The organism is Protofrankia sp. CiP1_Cm_nod2 (assembly GCF_920664355.1).
Classification (GTDB): domain Bacteria; phylum Actinomycetota; class Actinomycetes; order Frankiales; family Frankiaceae; genus Protofrankia.
Genome location: NZ_CAKKTL010000105.1, coordinates 1 through 13,832 on the forward strand (window position 1 = coordinate 1; position 13,832 = coordinate 13,832).

Below are 13,832 nucleotides of genomic sequence, written 5' to 3' on the forward strand. Positions count from 1 at the left end.
TAGCTGTCGACGCCGAGATACTTCTTCGCGAGCCGGTCGATGACGGCGTCGGCGCCGTCGGCCTCGAGACGGGCCGTCCCCGAGACGCTGACCAGGTGGTAGGCGTCGTCCGGGTCGAGCACACCGATCGAGATCCGTGGATCCTTACGCAGGTGCCGTTCCTTGGCCCGGCCGACCGCCGTGTTGAAAATGATCTCGTCGCCGTCCGCGTCGACCCAGACGACCGTGCTGTGCGGCGCCCCGTCCGGACGCAGGGTGGTCACCCAGGCATGCACCGGCCGGCTCAGCAGATTCCGGGCGTCCTCGTTGAGTGTGGCCATCAAGTTCCTCTCCGCTCGACATCGAGGTCAGGCTCAGGATAATCCCAGGCGTGCCGAGAAAGTTTCCGGCCGGAACCGGGGCACGCCCGGGACCCGGCGCCTGCCGGGCAAGCCGGCCGGAAAGCAGAGCGGAATGCCCAGAAATGCTTCCGGTGACCGGGGAAATGGCCGGGTGACCGGAAAACGGCGGCCGGACGGATACCACCCGGAGCGGACAAGCGGGACCGTGGCCGGAACAGGCCCGGTCGTACCCTGTCGTGCGGCCGCGCGAAGACTGTCCGGCCACCTGGCGGCTCGGCCGCCTGAAGAACGCGTCCCGAAGCACGCTTCCGCGCCCGGCTTCTCCGGGAAGACAGCTCCCGCGGACGTCACGCGGTGGACGACGGCCCGCCGACCAGCACGCCGAAGCCGGCGTCGACGCGGATCAGCGCTCCCGTGACGCCGCGCATACCCGCGTCAACGGTCTGCGCGATCACCACGGCGATGTCCTCGGGCTCGAGCACGCGTCCCAGGACCGAGTGGGCTGCGAGATGCTTCTCGCGCTCGGGCGTGAAGATCGCCGCGGTCGCCTCGGTGCGAACCGCGCCCGGGGCGACCGTGTTGACCGTGACCCCGTGTGCCGCCGCTTCCGCGGCGACATGGCGGCTGAAGGTGTTCAGCGCCGACTTCGCCGTCGAGTGGGAGAGCCTGCCGGACCCGACATAGTCGGCGGCGCTGCTGGAGACGTACACGATCCGGCCGCCACGGTGGCGCATCGCGGCCAGTACACGCTGGGTGACGAAGAAGGCCCCGGCGAGCTCACCGCTGACCTTGTCGATAAAGTCCTTCCACGCCAGGGACGCGAGCGGGCCGAACGGTGGGGCGACGGTGTTGGCGTTGCAGACCAGCACGTCGATGTGGCCCCGGTCAGCCAGGACGCCGTCGACCATCCGCTCGACCTGAGCAGGATCACAGACATCGGCCTGGACGCACTCGGCCGTCGCCCCCACGGCTTCGATCTCGAGGGCAACCGCGCGGGCGGCATCGGCGTTGCCCCGGAAATTGATCACTACATGGTAGCCGCGACGGCCCAGCTCACGGGCTGTCGCCGCGCCGATGCCACGGCCTCCACCGGTGACCAGCGCCACCTCGCGTGATCCACTCATCGCGCCTCCATCCCAGGACTCCGGCACGGGCCCCCGCTACCGCCCCTCCAGTAACCAGAGTATAGGGGCTTACTTTTAGTAAGAAGCGATACCCGAGTATGCTTTGCGGCGTGCCAGTGCGTCCGCAGCCCCCCGAGAGCCTCCCGGACGACGCGGCCGACGACGCGTTCCGCAGTGACTGCCCCGCTCGCGTGGTGCTCGACCATGTCACCAGCCGCTGGGGCGTACTGGTCCTCACCGGGCTGGCCACCGGCCCGCTCCGGTTCCACGAGCTGCGGACGAAGATCGAAGGAATCAGCGAGAAGATGCTCTCCCAGACCCTGCGCACCCTTGTCCGGGACGGTCTGGTCGAACGCGCGGTGGAGCCCTCGTCCCCGCCCAGGGTCAGCTACAGCCTCACCCCGCTCGGCGAGGGGCTGACCCAGCCTCTCCAACACCTGTTCATCTGGATTCGGGACCACGCCCGGCTGGTCAGCGCCGCGCAGGAGCGCCACGACGCGCGATCAGAGGGCCAGCCCGGCTGAAAGCCGCGTCCGGAGGCGGGCTGCCCGGCTCCTCGCCCCGCCCCGCCCCACCCCCCTCACCCCGCACCGCCCGGCTCCTCGCACCACCCCGCCCCGCAGCGCACCGTCAACGGCTCGGAGCGGCGAGCCTTCTCGTACGGGCATCCATCCGGGCCCGACGTGAACCTTCTTCCCGCATCCGAACAAATGCCGCGAGTAGCAGCCTGCCGAGCGGACAGTCCCGGACACAACGGGAACGCGACATCGCCGTCCACTGTCAGATAGGCGACAGCTTCCAGGAAGGTACCCGGAAGACAGCCGTTGATTACTCGGTAGTCACTCCAGGTAGTTCTAACACGACTCCTAGTAGCCATCGCGTAAAGTTGTCAGCAACTGTTACCCTGAGTAAGAGATTGGATCCAGTGAGCGGTTGATTTGGCGCTTATCAGTTCAAGGAGCGGAGATGCGCTGGGGTCAGGGGGCAGCGGGCCGGAACCGGCGAATCGGGCCGCGGACTCCCGCGGTGGCCACGAGAGCACACCGCCGGCCACGGACGAAGCGTTGGGCGGCCGGCTGCCGCGTGTCCAGGACAGCCGGCCGGCGCGCGGCCGCCGATCGGGGCGCGTCCAGCGGATGCAGGCCGACGCGGCCGGCGATCCGGCCGGTCTCCCGCACCGTGGTGGGCAGCGGGGCCCCCAGGTGGCATGACCGGGGATCAAAGACGACGTGACCGTGCCTCCCGACGTGACCGTGCCTCCTTTGCGCCGCCGGAGACCGAAAATCCCCGGTTCACCGAGCGGGAGCGCCCGCGAACATGGCATTCGATCAGTCAGCGGCGACCGGGCGGAAATCTCCACAAACCGATTTATCCGTATACAGACACGCCAGGCCGACATCGACCGTGACCGGGACCGGCGCCTGGCAGCGACCGAATGCTCCGCACTCCAGAAAGGACCACATGACAACACTGACGGAGCGAGCTGGCCGACCGAGCCGAGCCGCCCTTCTCGCTGACACCGCCACCGTTCGCGGCCGCACCCGGCCGTACCTTGTCGGCACCGCCGTGGCCACCCCGCCACGAGTCGCCCAGGACGACCTGTGGGAATTCTTCCGCGACCACTTCGCGGCCAACCCGCTCGCCGAAAAAGTATGGGCTTCGTCCGGAATCGTCAGCCGGCACTACGCCGTCGACCCGCGCAGGGAACCCAGCACCGAGTGGACCACCGGCGAACGGATGCGCCGCTACCTCACCGAAGCGCTCCCCCTCGGCCGCCAGGCCGTCACCGACGCCCTCGCCTCGGCCGGCATCGCACCCGCCGACCTCGGCCTGTTCGCCGTCGCGTCATCCACCGGGCATGTCACCCCCGGGCTGGACATCCGGCTCTCCCACGAACTGGGCATGCCGGCGAACCTGCGCCGCGTCATCATCGGCCACATGGGCTGCCACGCCGCGGTCCCAGGCCTCGGCACCGTCGCCGAATACGTCGCCGTCCACGGCAGGCCCGCGCTCCTGCTCTGCGTCGAGCTCGCCAGCCTGCACGCCCAGCCAAAATCACCCACCCTGCACGCGGGCAGCCCGACACGGGACGACCTCGAGCAGATCGTCGCGCATTCATTGTTCGCCGACGGCGCCGCCGCCGTGGTGGTCGCGCCTTCCGGACGGACATTTCCGGCAGGCGGCACGGCGAATCTGGAAGTCCTTGACGTCACGGCCCTCACCGATGGCAGCGTCAGCGACCACATGGGCCTGCTCGTCACCGACCACGGCTTCCGGATGCGGCTGTCGCCCCAGGTCCCGGAGGTGCTCGAACGCCACGTCACCGACCTCGTCACCAGCCTCCTCTCCGCGCACGGCCACACCCTCGACGACGTCGACGGCTGGGCCATCCACCCCGGCGGCGCGCGCATCCTGCGGGTCATCGCGGACCGGCTCCAGCTCAGCGAGGAAGCGGCCGCCCCCTCCTACGACATCCTCCGCGAATACGGCAACTGTGCCAGCCCCACCGTGCTGATGGTTCTCCAGCGGCTGCTGCGGACCCGCGAGATCCGACCGGGCAAAGTAGTGGTCGCCCTCGGGTTCGGCCCCGGCCTGACGCTGTTCGCCGCCCTGCTGAAAGCCCACTGACCACCGGCCGAAAGCCGCCGGCGGCCGATGACCGGGCTTCAGGAGATCCGTTCGAGAACCAGCCGTATGAACCATTCACGTCCGGAAGGCCCCGAAAGCAGGCGGAGACAGCCGGCCGCGACCTGTCCTGGCACGAGTCCGGGCTCCGCTACCCGCCCGAGGCCCGGCGGCCGTTCTCGCCTCCTGAACAGCGCCAATCCCAGTTACACAGAGTAATTGATTCGTGTTACTGTGTACGAGGGACCAGCTTCGAAGGGCGGAGCGGCGGCCGAGGCCGGGAGGCTCGCACAACGGACCCGAATTCAGCGGCGGCCCGTTCCTCCAGACCACCGCACCCGGGCCCGGAAACATATCGCAAGGCGACAGGAGGGAAACGCCGGAAATCCTGGGCGTCGACCGACGATCCGGAACACCCACGCCGTGACGAGCGGAAACCTGTGTCATCGCGGCACAACGACACAGGCCAGGAACGGCACGGAAGTGATGTACGGGAAGCAAGAAAGCGAAACCCCGGCACCGCGAGCTGGGCAGCCCCTGCCCGCGACGGCTCCGGACACGCCGCCGGGCCGATACCGGCTCGCAAGCCGTGACCATGTGCTCCGTACCTAAGGAAGGACCAGATGACGCTGACCGAGCAGATTGACCTGCCGGGTACGTCCACTTTTCTCGCCGGCACCCCTGCCGTTCGCAGCCTCGCCCGGCCGTACATTGTCGGCACCGCCGTGGCCACCCCGCCGCGGCTCAGCCAGGACGACCTGTGGGAGGCTTTCCGCGAGCACTTCGCGGCCAACCCGCTCGCCGAAAAAGTATGGGCTTCGTCCGGAATCGTCAGCCGGCACTACGCCGTCGACCCGCGCAGGGAACCCAGCACCGAGTGGACCACCGGCGAACGGATGCGCCGCTACCTCACCGAAGCGCTCCCCCTCGGCCGCCAGGCCGTCACCGACGCCCTCGCCTCGGCCGGCATCGCACCCGCCGACCTCGGCCTGTTCGCCGTCGTCTCCTGCACCGGTTACGTGACCCCGGGCCTGGACATCCGGCTCTCCCACGAACTGGGCATGCCGGCGAACCTGCGCCGCGTCATCATCGGCCACATGGGCTGCCACGCCGCGGTCCCAGGCCTCGGCACCGTCGCCGAATACGTCGCCGTCCACGGCAGGCCCGCGCTCCTGCTCTGCGTCGAGCTCGCCAGCCTGCACGCCCAGCCAAAATCACCCACCCTGCACGCGGGCAGCCCCACCATCGAGGACTTCGAGCAGATCGTCGCGCACTCGCTGTTCGCTGACGGGGCGTCGGCCGTCGTGGTCGCGCCCGAGCAGCGCCCAGCCAGCGCCGTTGCCAGCCAGCTCGAAATCGTCGACGTGATGGCGAGCACGGACAGCAGCGTCAGTGACTACATGGGCTGGCTCGTCACCGACCACGGCTTCCGGATGCGGCTGTCGCCCCAGGTCCCGGAGGTGCTCGAACGCCATGTCGCCGGTCTCGTCACCACGCTGCTGAGCACACACGGCTACACCCTCGACGACGTCGACGGCTGGGCCATCCACCCCGGCGGCGCGCGCATCCTGCGAGTCGTCGCGAACCAGCTCCAGCTCAGCGAGGAAGCGACCGCCCCTTCCTACGATATCCTCCGCGAATACGGCAACTGCTCGAGCGCGACCGTCCTGATCATCCTCCAGCGGCTGCTGCAGACCCGCGAGATCCCACCGGGCAAAGTAGTGGTCGCCCTCGGGTTCGGCCCCGGCCTGACGCTGTTCGCCGCCCTGCTGAAAGCCCACTGACACCTGCTGAAAACCCACTGGCAGAACGCCGACAACCGCACAGGCCACCAGCGGCTGCCGGTGGCCTGTGCGGGCCAGGCCGCCGGCAGCCGCCACTCCGCCGCTCCGCCGCTGCCCGGGCCCGCCGACATCCGATGATCTACGCGGGGTGCTGGGACGTCCGCCGCACTCCGCGCGACACGAGGCGCGGCGCCGGGCACAGCCACGGCGATGCCGCCCGCCCGGTCCCGGTCTCCCGGTCTCCCGCGCCGTACCGGCCGTGGCCGGTGCACGTCCCCGCCCCGCAGCACCTGAAGGATGCCCGGCATGCCGTCGCCCACCCCCCGAGAAACTCCCGTCGTCATCATCGGCGCCGGGCCCAGCGGTACGACAGCGGCCAATCTCCTCGGCCGGCAGGGCATCGCCTGCCTCGTCGTCGAGCGCCACCACGGCGTCTACCCGCTGCCCCGGGCCGTGCATCTCGACGACGAAACGTTGCGGATCATGCAGTCCGCCGGTCTCGCCGACGACGTACGGGCCATCACCAGACCGGCGCTGGGCCTACAGCTGCTGAACGCCGACCACCGGCCGTTCGCCCGCTTCCAGCGGGACCCCGTCGACAGCGGGCAGGGCCATCCCGGGGCCAACATGTTCGACCAGACCATGCTGGAGGAGGTGCTGCGCCGGGGACTCACCCGTTTCCCGCACGTCGAGCTGCGATGCGGCGCCGAAGCCGTCGCCGTCGAGACCGGGCACACCCACGGCCCGGCCCCGCTGCGCGTCACGATCCGGGACAACGTCTCCGGTCGCCTCGAGCAGGTCTGGACCCACGCCGTCCTCGGCTGCGACGGCGCGAACGGCAGCACCCGCGCAACCGTCGGCACCACCATGGAGGATCTGCGTTTCACCCAGTCCTGGCTGGTCGTCGACGTGCGCAGCGAGCGGCCGCTGGCGAACTGGGACGGCATCCACCAGGTCTGTGACCGGTACCGCGCCGCCACGTACATGCGGATCGGCTCACGGCGCTACCGCTGGGAGTTCCAGATCCGGGCCGGTGAATCCGCCCACGAACTGTCCCGGACCGAGGTCATCCACCAGCTCGTCGCGCCCTGGCTCGGCGACGTCGACCCACGACAGCTCACCGTCGTACGCCAGACCGCCTACACCTTCCACGCGCTCGTCGCCCGGCGCTGGCGCCGCGGCCGGGTGTTCCTCCTCGGTGACGCCGCGCATCAGACACCACCGTTCCTCGGCCAGGGGCTGTGCGCCGGCGTCCGCGACGCGGCGAACCTCACCTGGAAACTCGGCCTCGTCCTGGCCGGCCGTGCCGACGAGCGGCTTCTGGACAGCTACCAGAGCGAGCGCCGGCCACATGCCCGCCAGCTGGTCCGCATGGCGGTCATGCTCGGCCGGACGATGACCAGCGGCACAACCGTCGTGGGCCCGGCGCGCCAGGCCCTGTTCGTCCAGGCCGCCGGGCTGCCCGTCTTCCAACGGCTGATGGAGCGCTCGGCGAGCCCGCCGCTGCGCCCCGGCCCGCTCGTCCGACCGGCGTCGCGGCCGTTGCCGGGCCGCCAGCAGCCCGCCGGACGGCTGTGCCCGCAGCCGCTGGTCCGCACCACCGCCGCCACCGGCGCACCTGTCGAGATCCCATTGGACGACCTGCTGGGAGACGGCTTCGCCGTCCTCGCCCGCTGCACCGGCTGGATCTTCGCCTTCAGCTGGGCCACCAGCATCGGCGAGGACACCCGGGCCTTCTTCGCCCGGCTGCGCACCCGTTACGTCGGCATCGTCCCGCCGAGTTCCCCTCTTCCGGTGACCTCGGACGATGTCAGGCTCATCCATGACACGAGCGGGGCGCTCGGCCGTTGGCTGACCCGCCACCATGCCAACGCCGTGCTGCTGCGACCGGACCACACCGTGTTCACCACCACCCGCTCCCTCGACCTGATCCGATGGCGCCACGAGCTCGTGTCCGCGGGGATACGGGACATCCCCCCGTCCGCGCGTCCGGTCCGGTCGGCTCGAAGCGGTGGCCACCGCAGCCCGTTGTCAGTGGCGCCGGCCGTGCGAGGCCGTCACACCCGTACGCCGGTTGGGCCGAATTCGACAGATCTTCGACCGTGGCCGGCCGGGGCTCAGGAACACTGAGGCGGTCTCCGCCGCCGCGGGGATTTTCACGCCCTCCACGGTGATGTGCCGTGGGCGACATGTCAGATATCCGACGTATCAGATATCCGACGTATCAGGCATCTGACGTATCAGGCGCTGCCGGCATGCTTCCTCCTGTCCGATGCCCATCACGCCCGGCGGTTACCAGGCTCCCGATCGATCGGTTCGATCGATCGGTCCGGGCGTGCGGGCACCACCCCGGACCTGCCGGCCGGCTGCTCCGGTGCGCGTGGGGACAGCGCCGTCGGCGCGTTCCCGGCCGGACGCCCGCCCGGGCTGCCGAGTACCCGCCGAACCGCCAGAGCGGACGGGTCCCGGCGGACGGACGTGGCCGTTGTCTCCCGCCGCACCGCCTAGATCGCGATTATCGTGAAGATCAGTCTGCCGGTCGTCCTGCTTGGTCGAGCACCCCCTGCCCCCGCCCGTGTTCCCGAGGAGGGTCCGCGATGACCGTTACCCCGCCTGCCGCCGTCACGCCAGGGCCCGTGCCCGTACGCGTGCGCACTGTTCCGGGATCGGCCGGCGGCCTGCGCGCGGCGAGGAAGCTGCTGCGTGCCGATCCGCTCGCCGGCCTCGTCCGCCTGCGCCAGACCCACGGCCCGGTCGTGCGGCTGTCGTCCCGTCCGCTCTCGGCGTTCCTGGTGGCGGATCCGGACGCGATCGCCGACGTGCTGGTCGGGTCGCACCGCTCCTACCGGCGGGGATTCGTCCGCCGTGGCCCCGGCTCCCGTGGCACCGCGGTGCAGCCCCTCACCATGGTGCTCGGGCAGGGCCTGCTGACCAGCTCCGGTGAGCTGCACCGCAGGCAGCGGCGGCTCATGCAGCCGCTGTTCCACCATCAGCGGATCTTCGAGTACGGCGAGACGTTCGCCGCGATCGCCGACGCGCGGGCCGCGCGCTGGCGGGACGGGCAGCGTCTCGACGTCCACGACGAGATGATCGAAATGACGCTGGCGATGGTCACGAAGACCTTGTTCGACGCCGATACCGACAGCGACATCGTGGCCGTGATCCGGGCCGCCATCAGCGAGAACACGGTGGCCGCCCGCAAGGCCCTGCACGCCGGTTTCGAGCTGCTGGAACGGCTGCCGCTGCCCTCGGCCCGGCGTCGCCGCAGCTCTCGCCAGGCCCTCGACCAGGTCGTCTACGGCCTCATCGAACGCCGCCGCCGTGAGGGAGCGCAAGGGCAGGACCTGCTGTCGCTGCTGCTGTCCGCCCGTGACGCCGACACCGGGGACGGCATGGACGACACCCAGGTCCGGGACGAGGCCCTGACCATCATGCTCGCCGGCCACGAGACCACCGCCAACGCGCTGACCTGGACCTTTCACCTCCTCGGCCGGCATCCCGAGGTGGCCGCGGCGCTGCGCGCCGAACTCGACAGCGTGCTGGCCGGCCGGTGTCCGACGGTCGCGGACCTGCCCCGCCTGCCGTTCACCGACGCGGTGCTCAACGAGTCGATGCGGCTCTACCCGCCCGTGTGGGCGATGAGCCGGTACCTGGTGGAGGACCGCGTCGTCGGTGGTTATCCGCTGCCCGCCGGGTCGACGCTGCTGCTGAGCCAGTGGGTCGTCCACCGCGACGAGAAATGGTGGCCGGAACCGGAACGCTTCGACCCGGAGCGCTGGATCGGGGACCGGGCCGACCCCGACCGGCCCCGCTACGCCTACTTCCCCTTCGGCGGCGGCCCGCACCAGTGCATCGGCAACAGCTTCGCCCGGACCGAGGGGGTGCTCGCGCTCGCGACGATCGCTCGCCACTGGACGTTCGAGCCCGTCCCGGGCCTGGAGATCACACCTGAGCCGCTGGTGACCCTGCGCCCCCGGGACGGACTGCCGATGACCGTCCGTCGCCGCGGCTGACGGCACACCGCCCGCGCCCGGCCCCGGCGTTTCGTGCCGGCCGAGCCGGCGAACGTGGCCGTCGACACACCGCGCCCGGCCCCGGCCCCGGCGTTTCCCGGGCGGAAAGCACGGGCGAACGGAATACCGCCGGCCGCCCTTTCACCGCGGCCGGCCACCAGAAACGCGGTTCTCCCGCCCGGCGACCCGGCCGGCTGGCCGACCAATGGCCGGGCCATCCTGACTCCTTCCGTGTACATGGGCGCCGTGCGGAACATTGTGATGAAGCCGGCGCCACAGTGCGCGGCCTTCGGGTTCCGATACCCTGCCGGCCGGCCTACCCTTTGAAGAGGAACATCCGTCACCTGTATCCGCTGGGAGTAAAATGACTGCCAGAACCCTGCGGCGTGCCGTGGTCGCCATTGTCACCGGGCTTTTCGCCGTGTTCCTGGGCACCGCTCCCGCCAGTGCCCTGCCCACCGGTACCGACACCGCCGTAACCGTCGCCGATCCTGCCACCGGCACGGATCCCGCCACCGGCGGAGATTCTCCCGCCGGCGCCGGCTCCAACGCCCTGGGCGCGATTTCCGGCGTAGTGGAAGGCCTCTTCTCCAGCGCCTTCTCCCAGGCCGGGAACGCCGTTTCCGAAGGACTGTCCAACGGAGCCCCGAACTAACTCCCCCAGGACCGGCCGGTAATAATTTCCCACCCGCACCGTCCCGGCCGGGACAGCGGATTCCCCATGTTGTGCCGGCCGGGACAGGGCACGGGACAGGGCAACCGGCCACCAGCGGATCACCGCGTCCGCCGTGTTCGGCCGGACGGCGTCATGCCCTGCCCACCACGGTGCCGCTCCGGCCGTGACGGATTACCGTCCTCGGTGCCTCCTCGCCTCCCCGGCGCTGCCGCCCGCACCGCCCACACCGCCCACGAGGCCGCGTCAGCGGCGGTGCTTTCAGGACTTTCATCCCGACCACATACTTTTGTCCTGATTACGCCGCAACGGATGCCGAACCAGGGACCGCCGGGACACCCCGTTCCCGGGAATATCGACCGGAGAGCCGGTGGTTGGGGCCGGATATGACAACCATCGGACTGATCGGTAGCGGGAACATCGGCAGCACGGTGGCCAGGCTGGCCGTCACGGCCGGATATGACGTGGTCCTGAGCAACTCACGAGGGCCCGAGACGCTGAAGGAGCTGGTCGACGAGCTGGGCCCGCACGCCCGCGCCGCAACCCCCGGCCAGGCCGGGGAAGCCGGGGACCTGGTGGTCGTGACAATTCCGCTGCGGGCCTACCGCAGCGTGCCCGTCGAACCGCTCGTCAACAAGACCGTCATCGACACCGACAACTACTACCCGCAACGGGACGGGCAGATTCCCGAGCTTGACGACGAATCGACCACGACCAGCGAACTCCTCCAGAACCACCTGCCGACGTCCAAGGTCGTAAAAGCGTTCAACAACATCTATTTCAGGCATCTGCTGTCGCTGGCCCGGCCGGCCGGGGCACCCGACCGCAGCGCCCTGCCGATCGCCGGGGACGACGCGGGCGCGAAAGCGGCGGTGACCGCGTTCCTGGACGCGGTCGGCTACGACGCCGTCGATGCCGGCCCGCTCTCCGAGGGATGGCGTTTCCAGCGCGACACAGCCGCCTATGCGGCCTTGTACTTCGACCGGAGCCCGGGCAGCGGGCAGGAGGGGTTCCCGGCGACGGGGGTACCGGCCGGCGCGGCGGCGGTCCGCGCGGCTCTGGCCGCCGCCCGCCGCTATGCCGATACCAGCGGAAACTGACCCGGAACGACCATCTGGACCGGCCGTACGCCGCCGGTGATGACCGGCGGCGTACGGTGGCCGTGCCCCGGCGCTCAGCATCCCCCTTCCGCACGGATCCCCGGCCGGCCTCCCCGCCGGGCTTCCGGTGAGCGCCGCCCGCCCTCGCCGCCGGGCATCCCGATATGTCCTCCGAAAACGGCCGGCTGCCCGGTGGCGATAAGGGCACATTACGTGAGCGTCGAACGCCGTATTGCGGGGCGATGCGCGAAAGCGCCCGAACCATGCCGATGATGCCGGCCAGCACACGGAATCAAGGGTGCCCGCACCCGCGGACCAGGATGGTAAGGAGACCCGGAAACGGAAATGAAAAGGTGGTGAAGAGAAGATAAGTAGGGTATGACGATGCCGGTTCGCCCCCGGCCTCACGAGAAGGCGGGATCCGATGAACGGTGACAGACCGTGTACGGACACACCGGCTGACTGGTCCGATGACCAACCGGCCGACCGGCTGGCGGGGTGTCCGGGCGGCCGCCTGGCGGGGGACGGCGTGACAGCCGCGCTGGACGCGCACGGGATCGTGACAGGCTGGAGCGAGAGCGCACAGCAGCTCCTGGGCTACACCCCGGCGGAGATCATCGGGACAGCCGTGGGGACGTTGCTCGCCGACACGCTGCCGGCGCCGGCCCGGCACGCCGTCACGCACGGGCGGAGCTGGCAAGGACTCATCTCCGTTTGTCACCGTGATGGCCGTATCCTCCCCCTGGGAGTCCGCGCTCATCCTCTCCTGGACGCCGCCGGGGCTGTCACCGTGTGGTATGTGGCCGCGCTCCACGCCGGCCCCGTGCCCCTCGAGGCGCCTTACCCGGCCGCTCATAACGGGCAGGCGTGCGACCCCCGGGAGCCAGGGGAACCGCGGGAAGCGGGAGAGCCGCCGGTGGACGACCGGCTCCTGATCGACTGGGCGTTCACACAGGCCCCGATCGGTCTGTCGATCACTGACACCGAGATGCGGATCCGCCGGCTGAACACCGAAACCGCCCGCATGATCGGTAGCGCCGACACCGACCTACGCGGCCACCGGCTGGTGGACGCCTTACCCCACCCCGCCCACCAGGCAACCTGGGACCACCTCCGCCACGTGATGGCCACCGGCCGGCCGGCCCGCCACGAGAGCTTCAGCCGCGCGCAGGGCGAGACCCGCAAGCGCGCCTGGGCGGTCCGCACCTCTCCGGTCCGCGACCCCACCGGCCGGCTCCACGGCACGTTCACCGCCGCCATCGACATCAGCGAGCAGTACTGGGCCCAGCAACGCCTGACCCTGCTCAACGAGGCCACCACAGCCATCGGCAGCACCCTCGAGCTCACCCGCACCGCTCAGGAGCTCGCCGACATCGCCGTCCCCCGCTTCGCCGACCAGATCAGCGTCGCTCTCCTCGACACCGTCTACCACGGCAGCGAACCTGTTCCTGGCCCGCTCAGCGCCCCGTTCCCCCTGCGCTGTATCGGCTACGCCGCCGCCCTTCCCAGCGGCCCGACCGCACCTCTTGGCTGTACCACCACCTACCCCGCCGGCTCTCCTCTCGCCCATGCCCTCACCAGCGGCCAGCCCGCCATCTACCCGCTCCCCGATCCCACCCTCACCAGCTGGCTCCCGGCCCCCTGGCTCCCCGGCACCACCACCCCCCACTCCGCCATGATCGTCCCGCTACGGGCCCGGGGCACCACTCTCGGCGCCGCTGTCCTCACCCGCCACCGCCACCCCGCTCCCTTCACCTCCGACGACCTCCTGCTCGCCGACGAGCTCGCCACCCACACCGCCGTCTGCCTCGACAACGCCCGCCGCTACACCCGCGAGCGCGCCACCGCCCTCACCCTCCAGCACAGCCTCCTCCCCCATGACCTCCCCTGCTCCGCCGCCGTGGACGTCGCCTCCCGCTACCTGCCCGCCGGCGCCGAGGCCGGCGTCGGCGGCGACTGGTACGACGTCATCCCGCTCTCCGGCGCCCGCGTCGCCCTCGTCGTCGGCGACGTCGTCGGCCACGGCATCCACGCCGCCGCCACCATGGGCCGGCTGCGCACCGCCGTACGCACCCTCGCCGACGCCGACCCCGCCCCCGACGAGCTGCTCGCCCGGCTCGACGACGTCATCACCCGGCTGACCACCGACCGCGACCCCACCGGCACCGGTGA

10 protein-coding genes are annotated in these 13,832 nt (G+C 70.6%); 8 read left to right on the top strand and 2 right to left on the bottom strand.

Features of this window, described 5'->3' with window-relative positions:
- The coding region (locus NBW84_RS13225; RefSeq protein WP_250284971.1) for a PPOX class F420-dependent oxidoreductase at positions 1-320 on the bottom strand (320 nt) is incomplete at its 3' end.
- A 368-nt stretch (positions 321-688) separates the two neighbouring features.
- Complete coding sequence (locus NBW84_RS13230; RefSeq protein ID WP_250284974.1) at positions 689-1,465, bottom strand: SDR family oxidoreductase; 777 nt, start codon at positions 1,463-1,465, stop codon at positions 689-691.
- Positions 1,466-1,563: 98 nt separating this feature from the next.
- Here NBW84_RS13230 and NBW84_RS13235 point away from each other — a divergent pair, with 98 nt between their 5' ends.
- The 8 genes from NBW84_RS13235 to NBW84_RS13270 all read left to right on the top strand — a co-directional run.
- Complete coding sequence (locus NBW84_RS13235) at positions 1,564-1,989, top strand: winged helix-turn-helix transcriptional regulator (protein WP_250284976.1); 426 nt, start codon at positions 1,564-1,566, stop codon at positions 1,987-1,989.
- A gap of 937 nt (positions 1,990-2,926) precedes the next feature.
- Positions 2,927-4,093, top strand: coding sequence for a 3-oxoacyl-[acyl-carrier-protein] synthase III C-terminal domain-containing protein (locus NBW84_RS13240; protein ID WP_250284979.1), 1,167 nt, complete (start codon positions 2,927-2,929; stop codon positions 4,091-4,093).
- Positions 4,094-4,713: 620 nt separating this feature from the next.
- Complete coding sequence (locus NBW84_RS13245) at positions 4,714-5,874, top strand: 3-oxoacyl-[acyl-carrier-protein] synthase III C-terminal domain-containing protein (RefSeq protein WP_250284981.1); 1,161 nt, start codon at positions 4,714-4,716, stop codon at positions 5,872-5,874.
- Positions 5,875-6,180: 306 nt separating this feature from the next.
- Positions 6,181-8,004 carry a bifunctional 3-(3-hydroxy-phenyl)propionate/3-hydroxycinnamic acid hydroxylase MhpA gene (mhpA, locus tag NBW84_RS13250; protein ID WP_250284983.1) on the top strand — a complete coding sequence of 608 codons (1,824 nt, stop codon included), beginning with the start codon at positions 6,181-6,183 and terminating at the stop codon, positions 8,002-8,004.
- Positions 8,005-8,471: 467 nt separating this feature from the next.
- Positions 8,472-9,887, top strand: coding sequence for a cytochrome P450 (locus NBW84_RS13255; protein WP_250284985.1), 1,416 nt, complete (start codon positions 8,472-8,474; stop codon positions 9,885-9,887).
- A 364-nt stretch (positions 9,888-10,251) separates the two neighbouring features.
- Positions 10,252-10,542: a hypothetical protein gene (locus tag NBW84_RS13260; RefSeq protein WP_250284988.1), complete on the top strand. Its 291-nt coding sequence runs from the start codon at positions 10,252-10,254 to the stop codon at positions 10,540-10,542.
- A gap of 404 nt (positions 10,543-10,946) precedes the next feature.
- The gene (locus NBW84_RS13265; RefSeq protein WP_250284990.1) at positions 10,947-11,660 is read left to right on the top strand and encodes an NAD(P)-binding domain-containing protein; all 714 of its coding nucleotides are present in this window, start codon (positions 10,947-10,949) and stop codon (positions 11,658-11,660) included.
- 424 nt (positions 11,661-12,084) lie between these two features.
- On the top strand, positions 12,085-13,832 hold a 1,748-nt coding region (locus NBW84_RS13270; protein WP_445548707.1), incomplete at its 3' end, for a SpoIIE family protein phosphatase.